Consider the following 18639-nt stretch of genomic DNA (forward strand, 5'->3'; position numbering starts at 1 on the left):
ACCACGCGGTGGCGGGCCGACGCCCCGCTGACTGCTGACGCCCCCCCGGGGAGTGCTGACGCCCCCAGGGAGTGATAACTTAGGTAAGCCTTACCAATTCTGCTCAAGAGGCGCGACCACCAAGCCCAGGGGGGCACACACCATGGCAGACCAACCGACCCGCCGCACGCCACGGGCCCGTGAAGCACGGGTGCTGCGCACCGAGCGGATCACGCCGCACATGGTGCGACTGGTCCTCGGCGGTGCGGGGCTGGCGGACTTCGACGCCACCGAGTTCACCGACCACTACATCAAGGTGCTCTTCGCTCCCGAGGGCGTCAGCTACCCCGAGCCCTTCGACATCGCGCGGATCCGCGCGGAGTTCCCGCCCGAGCAACGGCCGATCACCCGGACGTACACCGTGCGGGCCTGGGACCCGGCGCAGTGCGAGCTGACCGTCGACTTCGTGGTGCACGGTGACGAGGGCCTGGCCGGCCCGTGGGCGGCCCGCGCCCAGCCCGGCGAGACGGTGCGCTTCCTGGGCCCCGGCGGCGGCTACGCCCCCGACCCGAGCGCCGACTGGCACCTGCTGGCGGGCGACGAGAGCGCGCTGCCCGCGATCGCCGCGGCGCTGGAGCGGATGCCGGCCGACGCGCTGGTGCACGCCTTCATCGAGGTCGCGGACGCCGCGGAGGAGCAGAAGATCGTCACGCCCGCCAGGGCCGGGATCAGCTGGCTGCACCGCGGCACGCGCCCGGTGGGCGAGGCGCTGGTCGAGGCGGTGGGCGCGCTGGAGTTCCCGGCCGGCACGGCCTCCGCGTTCGTCCACGGCGAGGCGGGCTTCGTGAAGGAACTGCGCCGCCTGCTACGGGTGGAGCGCGGCATCCCGCGCGAGCGGCTGTCGGTCTCGGGCTACTGGCGGCTCGGCCAGAGCGACGAGGCCTGGCGGGCGGCCAAGCGCGAGTGGAACGCCCAGGTGGAGGCCGAGCAGGAGCAGGCCGAGCGGCAGTAGGTCGGCTGATCCATGCGGCCGCCGGGTGCCTCCGCGGCCGGGAGGCGAGCCGGACGGCCGCCGGGGGGCCGTGGCCGTGGGGGCCGGCTGCGCGTCAGCCGGCCTTCCAGGCCAGGGGCTTGTCGTCCTTGTCGAGCCACAGGACGTACTTGAGGGGCTGGTCGGCCGGGGCCAGGTAGATGGCGCACTCGTGCTCGCTCTGGCCCTTGACGAAGTCCTTGCCGCCCTGGGGGACGTCGCTCTCGCACTTGGGGAAGGCGCTGAGCAGGTCGACCTTGCGGGCCTGGGCGGTGTCGCTGATCATGGCGCGCAGCCGCCGGTTGAAGTAGGGCTCGTAGATCCCGTTGCCGCCGGTGTGGGTGTAGGTGACGCTCACGTAGTACGGCGTCTTGCCCGTCATGTCCTCCGGCTTGAGGAACTTGGCCAGGTCCGCGATGTCGCCCTTGACCGCGCTGGTGGGGCCGATGGTGACGGAGATGTCGCCCTTCTCGCTGTCGGTGTAGGTGCCCTTCGCGGTCGTCGCGGGCGCGAGCGCGCCGGCGAAGCGGCTGGGGGCGGAGGGCGTCGCGGTGGGCGCTGCGGCGGTGATGCTCGGTGCCGCGGTGGCGGCCGTCGACGGCGGGGCGGTGTTCGGGCCCGTGGCGGCGGTGGCGGTGGGGGCCGCGCTGACGGGGCCGTCGCTGTTGTCGGGCCCGCAGGCCGTCAGGAGGAGGGCGAGCGCGGCGGCGGCCGGGATGGCGGTGGTACGGAGCGCGGTTGCGGAGCGCAAGGAATCCCCCGGGAGAAATCATGATCGGTCCGACCGAGGCGGATGTCCCTCGTCGGTGCGGGCGAGCCTGGCGGTGTCCGCGTGGCTCGCCCTGGTGATCCTCACCGATCCGCCCGGGCGCCGCCTGAGTACGCGTACTCAAGATCGGGCACGTACGCGCCTGCGGCGGTGGATCGGAGCGGCGGTTCCGGCGCTCGTCGTCATGCCGAAACCGCAGAAGTTAACATCGGTGTCAGGTTCAAGTGCTTCTCCGGCGTCAGGTGACGGCGCGTCGGAGAACGGGGGACGGGGGACGGGATGCGGATCGGCGAGTTGGCCCAGCGCACCGGTGTGAGCGAGCGCTCGTTGCGCTACTACGAGAAGCAGGGGCTGCTCGCCGCCGAGCGCACCCTGGGTGGGCACCGGGACTACCCGGACGGCGCGGTGGACCGGGTCGTCCTCATCCAGGAGCTCTTCGCGGCCGGGCTGCGCAGCAAGAAGATCGCCGAACTCCTCCCCTGCATGCGGGACTCCGACGGCGCGCCGAACGCGACCGCCACCCCGCGCCTGGTCGAGGAGCTCGCCGCCGAACGCGACCGGATCGACCAGGTGATCACCGATCTGATCCGCTCCCGCGAGGTCCTGGACGAGGTGATCGAGACCGCCTCCGGCCGGGCTCAACTCAGCATGGTCGACGGCGAGCCCAGGGCCCTCTGACGCCGGCCGGGCCGGATCAGCGCCCGGAGACGGCGGGCTGGGCCGCGGTGGTGGGGTCCGGCAGGGTGGGGCGGCTCCCGGTGATCAGGGCGCGGAGCGCGGCGGCCACCGGCTCGGGGCGTTCCTGCATGGCGACGTGGCCGGTCCCGGGCAGGGCCAGGAGCCGGACGTCGCGGAAGGCCGCGTAGGCGCGGGGTGCGGTACGGAAGGGGACGAGGCGGTCCTCCCGGCCGTAGACGAGCAGGGTGGGAGCGGTGATCCGGCGCGCCTGCCGCCAGGGCGAGGACGTTCCGCGGCGCAGGTAGGTGCGGACGACGGTGCGCACGCCTGCGGTCAACATCCCCGGGGTGTGGGGGAGTTCGGCGCGGCGCAGGCGTTCCCGGGCCTCGGTCGTCCGCTGCTCGGGGGTGACCAGGGCGGGGTTCGCGTAGATCAGCCGGTAGAGGTCGTCGAGCTGGCGGTCCGGGCTCTGGGCGGCGAGGCGCCGGGCGTACAGGCGGTGGGCGCCGGGCAGGGCGAGCAGGGAGAGCCGCAGGGCCTGGGGCGGCGGCAGGGCGGGCAGCACGGGGGATACCAGCGTCAGGGTGGCGACCAGGCCCGGGCGGTGGGCGGCGAGGTGGAGGGCGGTCAGGGCGCCGAGGGAGTTGCCGACGAGGTGGACGCGGCGATGCCCGGCGCGCTCCAGGTGGCCGGCGACGGCGGCGGCCTGCCGGGCGACGGTGACCCGGCCGTCGGGCGGGGGTGCGGACCTGCCGAAGCCGGGGAGGTCCAGGGCGAGGCAGTGGACGGACGGCCGCAGCAGGCCGGTCAGCGCGGCCCAGTTGTGGGTCCACCCGCCGAGGCCGTGCAGGAACACGGCGGTGTCGGCGGAGGGCGCCGTACTGGGGAGGTACTCGGCGGCGAGGGGCTGGTGCACGGTGGTCCTCATCTCGGGGGGTTCGATGCGTGGCGCGACGGGAGCCTGAGGCGGGTTGCGAGGCGGGTTGCGAGTCGGGTTGCGAGGCGGGCGCGACGGGTCCCGAGGGGGGTCCCGAGGCGGGTCGCGGACGGGTGCCGTCAGCCGGTCCCGACCGGTCGGCTCCGCGGCCCGGCCGTCTCCGCGATGGCCAGCCGGTAGTGCCCGATCAGCTGGTCGCCGACCTCCGCCCAGCTGCGCCCGGCCACCGCCGCGCGGCCCGCCCGGCCGAGTTCCGCCCGTAGCCCGCCGTCCCGGGCGAGCCGTTCGACCGCCGCCCGGAACGCGTCGCCCGAGCCGGGCGGGACGAGCAGGCCGGTGCTCCCCGGCCGGACGAGGTCCAGCGGCCCGCCGGCGGCCGGGGCGATGACGGGCAGGCCGCTGGCCATCGCCTCCTGGACGGTCTGGCCGAAGGTCTCGTACGGGCCGGTGTGCGCGAACACGTCCAACGAGGCGTAGAGCCGAGCGAGTTCGGGGCCGGTGCGGCGGCCCAGGAAGAGCGCGTCCGGCAGTGCGGCCTCCAGGGCGCTCCGGCACGGGCCGTCGCCGACGACCACCAGCCGTACGCCCGGCAGCCGGGACGCCGCGGCCAGCCGGTCGACCTGCTTCTCCGCCGCCAGGCGCCCGACGTAGCCGACCAGCACCTCGCCGCGCGGGCCGAGCCGGCGGCGCAGCGCCTCGTCGCGGTGACGGGGATGGAAGCGGGCGCCGTCGACGCCGCGCGGCCACAGGTGCAGCCGGGGGACGCCCTGGGCGGCCAGCGCGCTCAGCGAGGCCTGGGACGGCGCCAGGGTCCGGGCGGCGCCGGTGTGGATGCGCCGCAGGATCCGCCAGGCGAGTCTGGCGCCGGGCTCGCGCGCCACCGGAAGGTAGGTCCTGGTGTACGCGGCCATGTCGGTCTGGAACACCGCCACGGTCGGGATCCCGGCCCGTCCGGCCGCCGCGGCCCCGGCCGCGCCGAGCGCGAACGGCCCGGCCAGATGGACGACTTGGGGCCGGTGCCGGTCGATGGCCGCAGCCAGTCGGCGCCCGGGGAGGGCGATCCGCACCTCCGGGTAGCCGGGCAGCGGGACGGACGGCACCCGGACGACGTCGTAGCCGTCGGCCCGCTCGGGGCCCCGCCGGGTCCGGGTCGCCGGGGCGACCACGAGTACCCGGTGCCCGCGGGCCGCCAGGTGCTCGGCCGTCCGGAGCACGCTGTGGGCGACGCCGTTGACCTGCGGGGCGAAGGACTCGGTGACGATCAGCACCCGCAGGAGGCCGCCGTCGCGCGCCGGGCCGCCCGGGGTGCGTACCGCCGCCCCGGAGGGGGCCGCGTTCACCGGGCGGCTCCCGTCGTGGGCCCGGTTTCGGTCCCGGGCCCGGCGGCCGTCGTGGGCCCGGCTTCCGTCCCGGGCCCGGCGGCCGACGGCGGCTCCGGCTCGATGGAGCGGCCGACCGCCCGGAGGTCCCGCAGGATCTCCCGGAACGAGTCGACGAGCCCGGCCTCGCAGTAGTCCACGCCGATCTCCGCGCAGTAGGCGCGCACGATCCGCGAGGCCGGGCGCAGCGCGACCACCGGCATGGCCGGGAAGAGGTGGTGCTCGATCTGGAGGTCGAGGCCGCCGAACAGGAAGTGGACGAACCGCCCGGCCCGGAGGTTGCGGGAGGGTAGCACCTGCCGGCGAAGGTAGTCCGTGTGCTCCTCGGCGGCGCCGGTCATCGGCATGCCCTTGTGGTTGGGTGCGAAGACGCACCCCAGGTAGACGCCGAGCACGGCGCCGCACAGCACGGCGAACGCGAGCGCCTGGAGCGGCGTGAGGACGAGCAGCAGCAGGGCCGCCGCCAGGGCGTAGTGCAGGGTGGCCAGGGTCCGTTCCAGCACCGGGTGGCGGAGCGGGCCGCGGGCCAGGGTCAGCCCGGTGGCGACGACCAGGCCGAGTGCCTGGAGGGAGAGCAGCGGGAAGAACAGCTCCGCCTGGTGCCTGGCCACTCTCCGCCTCAACCCCCTTGTCCGGTCGGCCTGTTCGGTGGTGCGGACGAAGAGGATGGCGTCCGCCGCCGGGTCGCGGCCCTCGCGGTTGGGGTGCGCGTGGTGGCGGTTGTGGTCGCTGACCCACCAGCCGTAGCTCATGCCGACCACCAGGTTGCCCAGCAGGATCCCCGCCAGGTCCGTCGCCCGGCGCCCGGAGAACACCGCGTGGTGCGCGACGTCGTGCCCGAGCAGCGCCAACTGCCCCAGCAGGAAGGCGAACAGCGGCGCGAGGCCGAGCTGCCACCAGCTCGCCCCGAGCGCGGTGAACCCCGCCAGCGCCAGCCCCGAGGCGATGAGCAGGGCAACGGCGCGGCAGGCGTAGTACAGCGGACGCCGGCGCAGCAGCCCGGCCTCCGCGACGCGTCGCCGCAGCTCGGCGAAGTCGCCGTGCCGGACGGCGCGGGCGGTCGGGACGTCCTGAACGGTCATGTCACCTTCCGGGTGTGGGCTCGATCCGGCCGATCCCGGCCGCCGAACCGACGGGGCCCGCTCCGGATGCGCGGAGCCTTTCGCATGCGGCCGGTTGCTGTCCCGCCCCGTTCGCGGATGTTCCGGGGAAGTGCCCGATCGGGTGGACGGACGGGCTGGTTGTCCGGCCGTCTGTCCGAAGGACGCCCGTTCGTTCCGGCGCCCTTTCCGGGTCGACCGGCGGGAGGGGTGTGGACGGGAGGGGCGCGGAGTTGACGAGATCGTTCGTGCTCGGGAGCATGTCTCACCGCGCGTGTGCACGGGGGCACGCGGAAGCGGAATCGGTTTCCTGGGGTGTGGGGTCATGACGTTGCGGGTGTCCGGGCGGGGCGTGCGGAGCGCCGGTGTCGCCGCCGCGGCGGCGCTGGTGCTGGCGGTCTGTACGGCCGGGGGAGCGTCGGCGGAGGGGCTCGGCGCCGGCCCGGTCGGGACCGCGGCGCTCGGCGGGGCCGGGCAGGTCAGCGCACAGCACCTCGTGCCGCGGACGCCGGCCGCGCCCGGCATCTCGCTCACCGAGGGCGAGGTCGGCCAGGTGGGTCCGCGCGGCACGATCACCTACCCGTCCGTGACCAGCTGCCTGGTCGTCACCGTCCACCTGCGGGACGGCGGCAAGGTCGGCGGCCACGCGAGCCTGTTCCAGGTCCCGGGGAAATACGCCTCGGACGAGATCCTCCCCGCCATCAGGCGCGCCGTCGGCCTCCGCCCGGTGAAGGCCGTCGACGTCAGCGGGGCCGTCGGGGCGTGGAACCCCTCCTACTTCGAGAAGGCCATCGAGCGGTACACCGACGGAGCGCCTCCCGAGCCGACGGGAGACGCGCGGCGGATCGGCGACACGGTGGCCGAGCTCCTGGGCCGGCCGCGCGCCGAGGTCACCGTCCGCGACCTGCCGGACGGCGACATCACGAGGTGAACCGGGCAGCACCGTGCGAGCGGGCACCGGCCGGGCCGTCGAGTTCGCGACCGGGGAGCGGAGGCTGAACTCGCCGCCCGGTCTATCCGTCGACCGGATCCCCGGCCGCGTCGACCACCGCGTGGCCCTCGCGGTCGATCCGCTCGCGCCCCCAGACGCCGAGCGGCCGCAGGGCCTGATTGAGGGTGTGCCCGTGCTCGGTGAGGGAGTACTCGACCCGTGGCGGCACCTCCGCGTAGACCTCCCGGTGCACCAGGCCGTCGGCCTCCAGCTCGCGCAGGTGCTGCGTCAGCATCTTCTCGCTCACTCCCGGCAGGGCGCGGCGGAGTTCGGCGAAGCGGCGCACGCCACGGGTGTCGAGTTCCCAGAGGATCAGCCCCTTCCACTTGCCGCTCACCACGTCGAGCGCGGCGTCGATGCCGCAGATGTACGGCCCTTGCCTCGGTGCCTTGGCCATCGCCGACCCCCTTACTTATTGGTAAGTACCGCAGAAAATAGTAGGTACTTCCGGGAGCGGTGACACTCTCCGAGCCTGGAGGGGTGAACGAACGACAGAACCACAGCAGCAAGCAGAACAGCGCCGTCACCGTGATCGGGCTCGGCCCGATGGGACGGGCGATGGCCCGAACCCTCCTCACCGCCGGCCACCCGGTGACCGTTTGGAACCGCACCGCCGGCCGAGCGGACGGCGTCGTCGCCGCCGGGGCGGTGCTCGCGGCGACGCCCGGTGAGGCGGTGGCGGAAAGTGACCTCGTGATCCTCAGCCTGACCGACTACCAGGCGATGTACGACATCCTCGGCGGGGCCACCGGGTCGCTGGCCGGCCGGATGCTGGTCAACCTCGGATCCGACACCCCCGACCGCTCGCGCGAGGCGGCGGCCTGGGCGGCGGGCCACGGCGCGGCCTTCCTCACCGGAGGTGTCATGGTCCCCGCGCCGATGGTCGGTACGGCGGCGTCCCAGGTCTACTACAGCGGTGACGGCCACGTGCTGGAGCGCCACCTGGCGGCGCTGACGCCGCTGGGGACACCGAAGTACCTGGGGGAGGACCCGGGGCTCGCGCAGCTGATGTACCAGGCCCAACTCGCGGTGTTCCTCAGCACCTTGTCCGGACTGATGCAGGCGACCGCGATGCTGGGCACGGCTGGCATGAAGGCCACGGCGGCGCTGCCGGAGCTGCTCGCCTCCGCCGACTCGATCGGCGCCATCCTGAGGGCCGGTGAGGAGACCCCCGGCACGGCGCTCGACGCCGGAGAACACCCCGGCGCCCTCAGCACGGTCACCATGATGGGCGCGACGGCCGACCACATCGTCGACACCAGTGCCTCGGTCGGCCTCGACCTCGCGCTTCCGCTGGCCGTGCAGGCCCACTACCGGCGCGCGATCGAGGACGGACACGGCGGCGACAACTGGACCCGCATCATCGACAGCATCCGAGGAGCGCGCTGACCGGATGAGGGAGCGGGGGCGCCCGGACCCGCGCCCCCGCTCGTCCTGTTCGCGCCCCTGCTCGTCCCGGTCCGTCGTCGGCGGTCAGCCGCGCACGTGCAGGCCGAAACCCGTGCGGCCCGCGGGTTCCAGGCCCTCCTTCAGGTGCAGTGAGGGGAGTTCGTAGTCGCCGAAGTTCTGCGGCCGGAACGCGATCGGCTCGGTCGACTCCAGGGTGAGCAGGCGCCGCTCCCAGGCCTCGGCGACGGCCGGGTAGTCCTCCTCGGTCATCCGGTCGGTGCCGTACAGCACGAAGGGCGGCAGCACCTCGATGCCCGGGTAGTAGAGGACGCCGTGCTGGAACGGGAACAGCAGGTCGTCGATGGGGCCGTTGATCCCGCGCGCGGCGTAGTGCGACCGCGGGCCGCCGGTGGTCACCGACAGCAGCGCCCTGCGGCCCGCGAGGGTGCCTTCGCCGAAGCGCTCGCCGTACTTGGTGTCACTGTGCTCGCCGACGCCGTACGCGAAGCGGTGGGTGAACACCCGGTCCACCCAGCCCTTGAGGATCGCGGGCATCGTGTACCACCACAGCGGGAACTGGAAGATGACGGTGTCGGCCCACAGCAGCTTCTGCTGCTCGGCGAGGACGTCCGGGGTGAGCGTCCCGGCCTCGAAGGCCCGGCCGGAGTCCCGGGCGACCCTCAGCGGGTTCGATGCCTCGGGGCCGTAGTCCGCGGCGTCCGCGACGGCCTTCCAGTTCATCGCGTACAGGTCGCTCACCCGTACTTCGTGCCCGGCCTTCTCCAAGGTGGTGACGGCGAGGTCCTTCAACGAGCCGTTGAGCGACTTCGGCTCCGGGTGGGCGTGGACGATCAGCGTCTTCACGGGAACTCCTTCGGATCGGATGCGTTCGGATCGGACGGCTTCGATCCTGGACGCCCCGGCGCCCGGCGTTCAGGGGCGCCGTTTCCGTCGGACCGGACTTCCTGGTACCGGCAGGGCCACCCTCGCGGGCCCGGCCGGGGGCGATACTGGGCCGCATGGACGATCTCGCGGGCTTCCTGCGGACCCGGCGCGCCCGGGTCGATCCGGCGCTGGCCGGCATTCCCACCGACCGCCGCCGCCGGGTCGAAGGGCTGCGCCGCGAGGAGGTCGCGCACCTGTCCGGCGTCAGCGTGGACTACTACGTGCGCCTGGAGCAGGGCCGCGCGACCCAGCCCTCCGAGCAGGTGCTCGACGCGCTCGCCCGCGTCCTCGACCTCGACGAGACCGAACGCGGGCACCTCGGCCGCCTCGCCCGGCAGTGCCGCCGCCGCGCGAAGTCGCCGGGCGGCCGGATCCGGCCGGAGCTGCTGCGCGTCCTCGGCCTGGTCGCCGACGCACCCGCGCTGATCATGAACCACCGCCTGGACGTACTCGCCGGGAACCGCCTCGCCGGGCTCCTCCTCGGCCGCCCGATGCCGGGTCTGAACACCGCCCGGCACATCTTCCTGGAGGAACTTGACGGCGGCCTCTACGCGGAGTGGGAGGCCTGCACCCTCGACGTGGTCGGGCACCTGCGGCTGGCCGCCGGCCAGTACCCCGACGACCCCGGCCTGGCCTCGCTCATCGGAGAACTGGCGATGGGCAGCGAGCGCTTCCGTCACCTCTGGGCCCGCGCGGACGTGCGCGCCCGCACCCACGGGCGCAAGGTGTACCGGCACCCGCTGGTCGGACTGCTGGAACTGCACCAGGAGAACTTCGCCCTGCCCGACGAATCGGGCATCGAACTGCTGGTGCTGTCCGCAGCCCCCGGCAGCCCCGCCGAGGACGGGCTGCGCCTGCTCGCGGGCCTGGGCGCGGACGGTGACGACGCGCATCCCCCGGTGAACGCCCGCACCGGCGGCCGTTCGTGATCGGACGTCCTGCCCGCGCCCACCGACAGCGGGCCCTCGGTGGGCGCGGACCGGGGGTCAGCGGGGGCTGAGGAGGCAGGACTCGTTGCCCTCCGGGTCTCCCAACACACAGAACTGGATGTTCTGGAGTGTGAGAGATGGCAGCCGCATCTGTGCTGGTCAGGGGTCTGGGAGCTGGTCATGGGCAAGGCGCGCTCCCCAAGTGGGACATGGAAGATGCGCGCAACCCACTGTCCGGCACGGTGTTCACCGAGACCCTTCGGGGTGTCCGGTGCATCCGGCTGTCCGTCCTCACGGACGAGACCACCAGCCCCGAGCGCCAGCGGGAAGCGTGCGACCACGTAGCGGGAGAGCTGCGGGTCACGTTCGGCGAGGGTGACGCGCTCCGCGAAGCGGTGGACCTTGACGTCAGCGCGTCCAAGACGTCCCCGTGGGAGCGCCCGCAGCTTCTCCGCTGGCTCAGCAACGCGGGCGCGTACGACGCGCTGGTGTTCTGGCGTTTTGACCGTGCCATCCGGTCCATGGGGCACATGTACGCCCTCGCCAACTGGGCGCGAGAGCACCGAAAGGTACTCATCTTCGCCGAGGGTCTGGGCGGGGGCCGGCAGGTGTTCGACTTCCGCAACCCCATGGACCCCATGGCGGAACTCCAACTGTTCATGCTGGCTTTCGCCGCACAGTTCGAGTCGCAGTCCATCAGCGACCGCGTCAGCGGCGCACAGGCCGCCATGCGCAAGGTGCCGCTTCGCTGGCGCGGCGGTGGCCGCCCGCCGTACGGCTACATGCCCGCCCCGATGCCCGAGGAGTTCGGAGGCAAGGGCTGGACCCTGGTGCCCGATCCGGACGCCGTGGCGGTCATTGAGCGCATCGTCCGTGAGCCGCTGGAGGGCGCCACGGTGTCCGCCATCGCTGCGGGGCTGAACGCCGATGGTGTGCTGAGCCCGCGTGACTACTGGGCCGACAAGATGGGCCGCGAGCGGGGCGGCAAGACCGGCGGGACCAAGGGTCAGCACGTCGTGCGGGAATCGTTCCAGTGGACTCCGGCAGTCATTACCCGGATGCTCCGCAACGAGGTGCTGTTGGGCTGGAAGATGCACAACGGCGTGCCCGTGCGCGACGACCAGGGCAACCCGGTCATGTGCACCGAGACGCCGATTCTCACCCGCGAGGAGTTCGACCAGATCGGCGCCGTTCTGGACGAACGCAGCATCAACAACGGCGACCGGTCCGACACGGACGCCCTGTTGCTGCGCGTCATTCACTGCGATTCGTGCGGCGGGCGCATGTACCTCAACAAGCAGGACGGCAAGCAGCCCACGTACAAGTGCAACTACCACGCCCGGGGCAACAAGTGCGAAGCACCCGCGAACATCCGGGGAGACTGGGCGGACGAGTACGTGACAGCCGAGTTCCTGCGCCTGGTCGGCGGAATCCAGACCCGGACAACCGTTGCGATCCCCGGGTACGACCCCGAGCCCGAGTTGAACGCGACCGTGGCCGAGTTCGAGTCGCACCTAGAAGTCAAGGGACAGCAGAAGTCCCGGCACGCCGCGCAGAAGTGGCAGAAGCGACATGATGCGCTGGACAGCCGCATAGCCGAGTTGGAGTCCCGCGAGAAGACCGAGCCGCAGCGCATCATCACGGCCACCGGGCGCACCTTCGCGGACGACTGGAGCGCTGCCGACACGGCCGAGCGGCGCGGCATGCTGGTGGACGCCGGAGTCCGGCTGAACGTCCGCCGGGGCACCCGTGGCGGGTGGCGCAAGCTCGACACCCGGCGGGTGGACTTCACCATGAACGGCGAACTCGACGAGGCCGCCGAGGCACTGTCCGCATGGGATACCGGCACGGTTCCCACAACACTGCCCGCAGCCGCGTAATGGCCCCATAGAGCCCCGTACAGCCCTGGTCGGCCCCCGTGGTCGACCGGGGCTCTCTTGTGCCCGCAGGCGGGCGCCTGTGGCCTCGGGCTCCACCGCCTCGGGCTCGTCCGACAGCGGGAAGAGGGGTGATGAGGTGGAGGTTCCTCGCGCCGGAGCTGTAGCCACTTTTGGAGACCCGAGCACCTTCACAGCGAGTGAGAAAGGAGACCATGGCCGACCGGTACAGACCCAAGCCAGCAGCAATACGGGCCCGTGAAGGGAACCCGTCCAAGGCTGAGGTCAGAGAGGGGGTGATTGTCCCGCGCGCTGTTCTCTCTGAGCCTGATTGGCGAGACGTGTTCAAGGACTCGCCGGCCGCTAATATTCAAGAGGCCAATATCCGCTGTCGGGAAATGGCCTCGGCCGAGTGGCGGCGCGTTGTGCCAATTCTCGAAGTGGCTGCTGGGCTCGGCGAGGTGGACCACTCGACCGTCAAGGATCTGTGCGTCTGCGTGGCACGGATCGACCAGGCCGAGCGAGACCTGTCCGAGCGCGGACTCATGGTGACCGCCGAGCGCGGCACGGTGAAGAACGGGGCTGCCACCATCGCAGCACAGTACCGCTCCTAACTTGCCTGCTACATCAGGGAGTTGGGTCTCTCGCCGAGTGCGCGAGTGGCCATTGCCCCGCTGGAATCAGCAGGCGACTCCGATATCTGGGACTGATCGGTCCCGCCTACATGAACGCCCCCGTCCCTTCCTCCCTCATCGGGTGGTTGGGGCGGGGGCCTTGTTGCGTTCCCGCTCGCCACCCTGCCTTCGCCCGCCTCTTCCCACGTGCTCGGTTCGAACCGGTGTTAGCCCGGCAGCGCTGGTCCTACTCTTACCCCATGGCTATGGCTGTTGATCCGGCGCTGTCTGTTGGCCAGCGCATCAAGCTTTTCAGGGAGCGTGCGGGCAAGTCCCGTGCCGTGCTGGCCGGGTTGGTAGGCCGTTCAGAGGGATGGTTGAAGGCGGTTGAGAACGGTCGGCTCTTGCCGCCGCGTCTGCCCATGCTGGTGAAGATCGCAGAACACTTGGGCATCGAAGACCTGTCGGCCCTGACGGGGGACGTGTCGATGCCCCGAGCGCTGTTCTCCGGGGCGGAACATCCGGCGCTATCGGTGGTCCGGAGGGCCGTTGACTCGGCGCCTCTGGGCCTGGCTGACGGCCCGGTTCCGAGCGTCGAACACGTTGCGGCTCAGGTGGCTGCGGCTTGGCAAGCTCGGGACTCCCGGGGCGACCACCGTACGGCTCTTGGGGACCTGCTCCCGGCGCTGGTATCGGCTGCTTCGGTCGCCGCATCGCACCCTGACTGCCCGGATCGTCGGCGCGCTGAGGTGCTGTATGCCTCAGCTCTGAATCTCGTTCAGATGTTCGCGGCCTACCAGGGGGATGGAAACTTGGTCTGGCGCGTGGCTGAGCGTTCCTTGGCGACCGCCCGAGCGTCCGGTGATGCCGTCGCCGTTGCGCAGGCGTGTTGGTTCCTGGTGGAGGCGTTCCGGAAGTCCGGGCAGTGGGACAGTGCCCAGACACTCACCGAGGAAGCTCTGCGGCTGCTGGGACCGGTTAGGAACGATTCTCCGTCGCTTGCTGCGGCATGGGCAGACATGGCGTTCCACGCGGCCATTACGCACGCTCGCGCGGGAGAGTCGGGCGAGGCTTGGGGTTGGTTCGATCGTGCCGAGGAGGTCGCCAGGACCCTGCCGGTTGATTTCTGGCACTCGCCGACCTCTGCATCTGCACGGGTAGTCCCGGTGCACGCTGTAACGGTCGCTGTCGAGCTGCGACAGGTTGGCACCGCCTTGCGGTGGGCTGACCGGCTGGCACCGGCGGAACTTCCCGCACGGCCGAGGCGGGCGCGGCACTTGATCGAGGTCGCACGGGCGTACGCTCTGCGAGGCGAACCGGATTGGGTGGCGTCGCTGCTCACCGACGCAGTGGAGGCGGCGCCCGACACCGCCCGGTGGAACCATGAAACTCATGACTTGGTTAGGGGCCTGCTGGACGGTCCGCCGTCTGTTCGAACTGCCGCCCGTGATCTAGCAACCGCAACCGGGCTTGCTGCCTGACAGATAGTTAGGGGCACAAACTGTGCCTCTCGGCCATGTTGAGTGCCCGTACCGTCCATGAGACGTGACGGGCATTCAGCGTTTTGGAGGCCGAATGAGCAGCATGCCGACCGGGGAACTCCCGTCGGTGCTGACGCACACGGACTGCCAGGAGACGAACCGGATCGTTACTCGGTTCGGGGACTGGAAGTTGCGCCCGGATGACCCTCGGATCGTTCCGGCGCGCTACGTCCTGTCCTGCGTGTCCGAGGACGAAGACGGCACCGTGTGCGGCGAGACTTCCCGGCCGAGTGCGGACGTGGGGGCCGTGGCGGAGTGGGCGCGCACGCACACATGGCTCAACCAGGACCACCGGTCGTACAGCTTGGACGCTGCCTCGGTGCCGATGGTGCTGGTGCCCGAGGAGGAACCGGCGTGAGCCGCAAGACCCTTATTGCCTGTGCCTTGGCCATGGCGGTCGCTCTCGGGCCCGCCGCTCTGGTGGTCGCCCTCGCCAAGCTCGACCCGCAGAGCGCCCGCCGCTGGGTCTGGTGGTTCTTCGCCATGGCGGTCGCCATGCTCGGCATCGTGTACGGCGGAGACTGGGAAACGTGGTGGCGCCGAAGACGTGCCGCGCGGCGGTCCCGATTGCGGGTCACGGTTCGCCATGTTCGTCCCGGAGATCCGCCGTGACCCTCGCTGCCGAGGTGCCGCCCACGCTGGCCGAGATCGGCGCGGGACGGTTTCCGGAGCCGCCCGAGGCCGACGACGAGAACCCGTGGGTGGCCGGGGACTGCTGGCTGTACTGCGGGCGTACCTCGGTCCGGGTGCTCTGGCTCGGGCCGGTGACCGCAGCCGGCGGAGTCTCGGCCGGACTGCTTGCCTGCGCCGACTGCATAACGACCTTGCACAGCAAGGCAGTTGACGCGATGGCCAGGCGGGACAACTCGGTGACCGAGCCCGCCTACCGTGCTCGGCACGCCCGGCCCCGGTCGAGGTGGGGCACCAGGGTTCGGCGGTAGTCCGCTCGCTTGACTCCCGGCGTTGCGTGTGCGGCGTCGGGCTGCACAACCCCCGCCCTGGTGAAGTGACGGTGGACGGCACGGACGACCGGGGCGGGGCACAGACAATTCACGGTATGGAGGGGAGATGCACGAGTGCCCCGAGGGTGCCGGACACGAGGTTGAGACGACCACGGAACCCGGTGCCTTACAGAGCGGTCCGGGCGGGCCGGTGTGGCGGTGCCTGACGTGCGGCCGGTGGGGCGGTGTCATGACCGCCGAGTGGGCCGCACTGTTCCCCGGTGAACCGGTGCTGTTCCCCCTTGGGTGGACACGCCCCGGCGCTCCGGCCCCGCTCCGCAAGGCACGTCCCCTCGGGCGCGGGTAGCCGCGCCCCATGAACTCCCGTTCCGGCGGGTGGGGAAGGGTCAACACCCCCGCCGGAACGGGGCACGGCCCACCCGACCGGTTCGGCCCTGGACAGGGCGGCTCGGTCGGGGTGGGATTGGCAACTCGGCTTCATGGCCGAGGTGTTGAACTTTCGACGTTCGCAGGAAACGGAGGTACAGCACAGATGACGCAGACGCCTGCCCCGTGGGGCACGCAACGGATGGGGCCGTACGCGGCCACCGCCACGGTTCCGCAGTACACGCCCGTGATCGACCCCGAAACTCAGATCGCGGTCATTGTGGACGAGCACGGCCGGACGGTCGAGCTGGGCAGCCACGGCACCAGCACGAGCGGCCTGACGCCCACCACGACCACCCCCGGTGACGGGGCCGGTCCGGGCGGTGCGACCGACGCGGACAGCACCGAGTCCTACGACCAGGACCAGAGTTCCGGCTGATGCGCGACAGCAGGTCGGTACTGGTGCTGACCAACCCCTATGACGTGACGGCGGACGTGGTGCTGCGGCTACTCGCCGAGCGTCGGGTTCCCGTGGTCCGTCTCGACCCCGGCACCGACCTGCACGCGGGTGCCTCGCTGACCGCCACGTACCGTACGGGCGACCAGCGGGGCACCCTGCGCACGGCGAGCCGGGAGATCGACACCATCCGGATTCGGGCCGTCTGGGTGCGCAGGCCCTCGCCCTACGAGGGGCCGCCGGAGTTGAGCGACCAAGACCGGCGGTTCGCCGCAGAACAAGCCCTGTGGGGCGCCGGGGGCATCCTCGCGTCACTGCCTGGCGCACACTACGTCAACCATCCGTGGAACAACCGTGCTGCCGAGTTCAAACCCGCGCAACTCTCGACCGCGCAGCGCTGCGGGTTCCTTGTGCCCAGCACTGTGATCACCGACGATCCGCACGAGGCTCGGACGTTCGCAGCCCAGCAGCCCGGCGGAGTGGTCTACAAGCCCGTGTGGAACACGCCCTACCGCGTGGACGGCCAGCCGCACAGCGTGTGGGTCCGGGAGGTGCACGCGGCCGAGATCACCGACGCCGTGTCCGTCTGCCCCCACATGTTCCAAGCCAAGGTGGACAAGGCGTTCGACGTGCGGGTGACCGCCGTGGGCGGCCGACTGTTCGGGGTTCGGATCGAGAGCCCCGATCTCGACTGGCGTTACCGTCAAGACCTGATGACGTGCACACCGATCGAGGTACCCGCGTCGGTCGCATGTGCGGTCGCGTCCTATCTCGCCGAACTCCGTTTGCATTACGGCGCGTTCGACTTCGCTGTGACCACCGCAGGTGACTGGTACTTCCTTGAGTGCAACCCGAACGGCCAATGGGCGTGGCAGCCGGCGCAGACCACCGCCGCTATCGCCCAAGCTCTTACCGACCAACTGGAGAAAGGCCCCGACACGTGAGCACATCGGCTCAGCTTCGCAGCGCCCTGGCGGACAGGCTTGGCGAGGACGGCACCCTCACCGAACCCGAGTGGCGCAGCGCGGCCACCACGGTTCCCCGCGAACTGTTCACGGGGTCCTACTTCCTGCCGGTGGAGGGCAGCGTTCCCACCAGTTACCGGCCCGTCCGCGAGGGCGACCCCGGGTGGTTGGAGGGCGTCTACTCCGACGAGACCCTGATCACCCAACTGGACGGCCGGATCAGGCCCGACGACGTGACCGAGGACGCCGTGCCCGGCTCCCCGTCGTCGTCGTCCACGCTGCCGTCCCTGGTGCTGCGGATGTGGCAGCAGCTCGGCGCGGAGGCGGGTCACCGGGTGTTGGAGATCGGCACCGGAACCGGGTACTCGACCGCCCTCGGTGCGCACCGCCTCGGGGACGCCAACCTGACCAGTATCGAGTACGACCCGGTGGTCGGCGGCGCTGCGGCTACGGCGCTCAAGGCGGCCGGATTCGCGCCCCGACTGATCATCGGTGACGGGCTGCGCGGTGACCTGCAGGGCGGGCAGTACGACCGGCTCATCGCCACCTGTTCGGTTCGGTACATCCCGCTGCCCTGGCTGCACCAGGTGAAGCCCGGCGGGAAGATCCTGGCCACCCTCTCCGGGTGGAGCTACGCCAACGCCCTGGCGCTGCTCGACGTGACCGGCCCCGGAGAGGCCACGGGCCGGTTCCTCCCCGGCTACACCAGCTTCATGATCGCCCGGCCGCACGACAGGCCGCCCCGTCCGACGCTGGCCCTGCTGCCCGGGGACGAGCGTCCGAGCCAGATCGACCCCGCGAAGCTCGACAACTGGACCGGCGGTTGGGTCGCGCAACTCGCGGTCCCCTCGGTCGAACGCATGGGGGCGGGGGCGGAACAGATTCTCTGGGACGTGTCCACTGGTTCGCAGGCCCGGACGGCTCCCAACCCTGACGGCGGGTGGACCGTTGTCCAGCGTGGTCCCGTCCGCCTGTGGGATCGGGTGGAACGGGCCGTGGAGCGCTGGCAAGCCGCAAACGAGCCTCACCAGGAAAAGTTCGGGATCACTGTCTCGGCCGCCGGTCAGCGGGTGTGGCTGGGCACCGAGGACGGCCCCGGGTGGGACCTGCCGATCTGACAGGCGCGGGCCAGGCCGTCAACATCACGCACCGCCCCGGCGGGTGGTCAGACAGCAAGACGCCCCGTTCGGCCAAGCGCCGGGCGGGGCTCTGTCGTTGGTGCTGACCTGCGGCTAAGCTGCACAGAACTGGTAGTCACGTGTGTTGGGGTCGACCAGGATTGTCCAGGGGATCGCCGACTGGTCGATGCCGGGGTCGGTGGCGCCCAGGGCACGCAGCCAGGCCTCGTCCGTCGCGGGCTCGTCCCCGCGGTAGGGGCTGATGTCGTGGTGGACCCGGTTCCACCCGCTCGACGGCCTTGGGCCACTTGCTGCCGTAGGTGCGGGCGAACGCCTCGAACGCCTTCTCGGCGTGGGCCCTGTCCTCCGCGTTGTAGATCTCCTGCATTGCCTTGGTTGCGCCTGGTTGTACGGACTTCGGAAGGCAGTTTGTGACATTCCGGGCCTTGTGAACCCAACAGCGCTGGTGCCGGGCAGCCGGGAACACTTCGATCAGAGCCTTCCACAGGCCCATCGCACCGTCGCCGATGACCAGCTCAGGGTCGCGCATGCCGCGTCGGCGGCAGTCGCGCAGCAGATCGGCCCAGGACTCGGCGGACTCGCGCAGGCCCTC

The 18639-nt window shown here is 71.5% G+C and carries 20 protein-coding genes and 2 pseudogenes; 14 read left to right on the forward strand and 8 right to left on the reverse strand.

Annotated features, from left to right (window positions below; all coding sequences use genetic code 11):
- Positions 1–142 precede the first annotated feature (142 nt).
- A complete protein-coding gene (locus ACFWIS_RS38165) occupies positions 143–991 on the forward strand; it encodes a siderophore-interacting protein (protein WP_380462538.1) in 849 nt (282 codons plus the stop codon).
- Between the two features lie 94 nt (positions 992–1085).
- On the opposite strand, the gene ACFWIS_RS38170 is transcribed toward ACFWIS_RS38165, so the two are convergent.
- Positions 1086–1760, reverse strand: coding sequence for a hypothetical protein (locus ACFWIS_RS38170; RefSeq protein ID WP_380462537.1), 675 nt, complete (start codon positions 1758–1760; stop codon positions 1086–1088).
- Between the two features lie 297 nt (positions 1761–2057).
- On the opposite strand from ACFWIS_RS38170, the gene ACFWIS_RS38175 reads away from it, so the two are divergent.
- Positions 2058–2456, forward strand: a complete 399-nt coding sequence (locus tag ACFWIS_RS38175; protein ID WP_380462536.1) for a MerR family transcriptional regulator — start codon at positions 2058–2060, stop codon at positions 2454–2456.
- Between the two features lie 16 nt (positions 2457–2472).
- Here ACFWIS_RS38175 and ACFWIS_RS38180 read toward each other — a convergent pair whose 3' ends face one another.
- From ACFWIS_RS38180 to ACFWIS_RS38190, 3 genes are all read right to left on the reverse strand, one after another.
- On the reverse strand, positions 2473–3384 hold the full coding sequence (locus ACFWIS_RS38180) for an alpha/beta fold hydrolase (RefSeq protein WP_380462535.1): 912 nt from the start codon (positions 3382–3384) through the stop codon (positions 2473–2475).
- 128 nt (positions 3385–3512) lie between these two features.
- Complete coding sequence (locus ACFWIS_RS38185) at positions 3513–4667, reverse strand: glycosyltransferase family 4 protein (protein ID WP_380462540.1); 1155 nt, start codon at positions 4665–4667, stop codon at positions 3513–3515.
- Positions 4668–4729: 62 nt separating this feature from the next.
- Complete coding sequence (locus ACFWIS_RS38190; protein ID WP_380462534.1) at positions 4730–5854, reverse strand: fatty acid desaturase family protein; 1125 nt, start codon at positions 5852–5854, stop codon at positions 4730–4732.
- Positions 5855–6197: 343 nt separating this feature from the next.
- Here ACFWIS_RS38190 and ACFWIS_RS38195 point away from each other — a divergent pair, with 343 nt between their 5' ends.
- Positions 6198–6803, forward strand: coding sequence for a hypothetical protein (locus ACFWIS_RS38195; RefSeq protein ID WP_380462533.1), 606 nt, complete (start codon positions 6198–6200; stop codon positions 6801–6803).
- An 82-nt stretch (positions 6804–6885) separates the two neighbouring features.
- Here the strand turns inward: ACFWIS_RS38195 and ACFWIS_RS38200 are convergent, their stop codons facing one another.
- Complete coding sequence (locus ACFWIS_RS38200; RefSeq protein WP_380462532.1) at positions 6886–7260, reverse strand: winged helix-turn-helix transcriptional regulator; 375 nt, start codon at positions 7258–7260, stop codon at positions 6886–6888.
- A gap of 83 nt (positions 7261–7343) precedes the next feature.
- Here ACFWIS_RS38200 and ACFWIS_RS38205 point away from each other — a divergent pair, with 83 nt between their 5' ends.
- Complete coding sequence (locus tag ACFWIS_RS38205) at positions 7344–8252, forward strand: NAD(P)-dependent oxidoreductase (RefSeq protein WP_380462531.1); 909 nt, start codon at positions 7344–7346, stop codon at positions 8250–8252.
- An 84-nt stretch (positions 8253–8336) separates the two neighbouring features.
- On the opposite strand, the gene ACFWIS_RS38210 is transcribed toward ACFWIS_RS38205, so the two are convergent.
- Entirely contained in the window at positions 8337–9116 is a 780-nt protein-coding gene (locus ACFWIS_RS38210; RefSeq protein WP_380462530.1) for an NAD(P)H-dependent oxidoreductase, read from the reverse strand.
- A 155-nt stretch (positions 9117–9271) separates the two neighbouring features.
- On the opposite strand from ACFWIS_RS38210, the gene ACFWIS_RS38215 reads away from it, so the two are divergent.
- The 10 genes from ACFWIS_RS38215 (at position 9272) to tgmC (ending at position 18026) form a co-directional block, all read left to right on the forward strand.
- A complete protein-coding gene (locus ACFWIS_RS38215) occupies positions 9272–10126 on the forward strand; it encodes a helix-turn-helix transcriptional regulator (protein ID WP_380462529.1) in 855 nt (284 codons plus the stop codon).
- Positions 10127–10335: 209 nt separating this feature from the next.
- Positions 10336–12006, forward strand: a complete 1671-nt coding sequence (locus tag ACFWIS_RS38220) for a recombinase family protein (RefSeq protein WP_380462539.1) — start codon at positions 10336–10338, stop codon at positions 12004–12006.
- Between the two features lie 338 nt (positions 12007–12344).
- Positions 12345–12617 carry a P27 family phage terminase small subunit gene (locus ACFWIS_RS38225; RefSeq protein ID WP_380524253.1) on the forward strand — a complete coding sequence of 91 codons (273 nt, stop codon included), beginning with the start codon at positions 12345–12347 and terminating at the stop codon, positions 12615–12617.
- Between the two features lie 260 nt (positions 12618–12877).
- The gene (locus ACFWIS_RS38230; RefSeq protein WP_380462527.1) at positions 12878–14098 is read left to right on the forward strand and encodes a helix-turn-helix domain-containing protein; all 1221 of its coding nucleotides are present in this window, start codon (positions 12878–12880) and stop codon (positions 14096–14098) included.
- 94 nt (positions 14099–14192) lie between these two features.
- Complete coding sequence (locus ACFWIS_RS38235) at positions 14193–14516, forward strand: hypothetical protein (protein WP_380462526.1); 324 nt, start codon at positions 14193–14195, stop codon at positions 14514–14516.
- On the forward strand, positions 14513–14770 hold the full coding sequence (locus ACFWIS_RS38240) for a hypothetical protein (protein ID WP_380462525.1): 258 nt from the start codon (positions 14513–14515) through the stop codon (positions 14768–14770). Before ACFWIS_RS38235 ends, ACFWIS_RS38240 begins: the two co-directional genes overlap by 4 nt.
- Positions 14767–15099: a hypothetical protein gene (locus ACFWIS_RS38245; RefSeq protein WP_380462524.1), complete on the forward strand. Its 333-nt coding sequence runs from the start codon at positions 14767–14769 to the stop codon at positions 15097–15099. The genes ACFWIS_RS38240 and ACFWIS_RS38245 overlap by 4 nt, the downstream gene beginning before the upstream one ends.
- Positions 15100–15652: 553 nt before the next feature.
- Positions 15653–15925, forward strand: coding sequence for a putative ATP-grasp-modified RiPP (tgmA, locus tag ACFWIS_RS38250; protein ID WP_380462523.1), 273 nt, complete (start codon positions 15653–15655; stop codon positions 15923–15925).
- Positions 15925–16887 (forward strand): ATP-grasp ribosomal peptide maturase, encoded by a 963-nt coding sequence (gene tgmB / locus ACFWIS_RS38255; RefSeq protein ID WP_380462522.1) that lies wholly within the window; start codon positions 15925–15927, stop codon positions 16885–16887. The genes tgmA and tgmB overlap by 1 nt, the downstream gene beginning before the upstream one ends.
- A complete protein-coding gene (tgmC, locus tag ACFWIS_RS38260) occupies positions 16884–18026 on the forward strand; it encodes an ATP-grasp peptide maturase system methyltransferase (RefSeq protein WP_380462521.1) in 1143 nt (380 codons plus the stop codon). The genes tgmB and tgmC overlap by 4 nt, the downstream gene beginning before the upstream one ends.
- Positions 18027–18140: 114 nt before the next feature.
- On the opposite strand, the pseudogene ACFWIS_RS38265 reads toward tgmC, so the two are convergent.
- Together ACFWIS_RS38265 and ACFWIS_RS38270 are read right to left on the reverse strand one after the other, a co-directional pair.
- Positions 18141–18296: pseudogene (locus tag ACFWIS_RS38265) on the reverse strand (VOC family protein); the annotation flags it as partial.
- Positions 18297–18309: 13 nt separating this feature from the next.
- A pseudogene (locus ACFWIS_RS38270) lies at positions 18310–18639 on the reverse strand (transposase); the annotation flags it as partial.

The organism is Kitasatospora sp. NPDC127060, from assembly GCF_042724935.1.
GTDB lineage: Bacteria > Actinomycetota > Actinomycetes > Streptomycetales > Streptomycetaceae > Kitasatospora.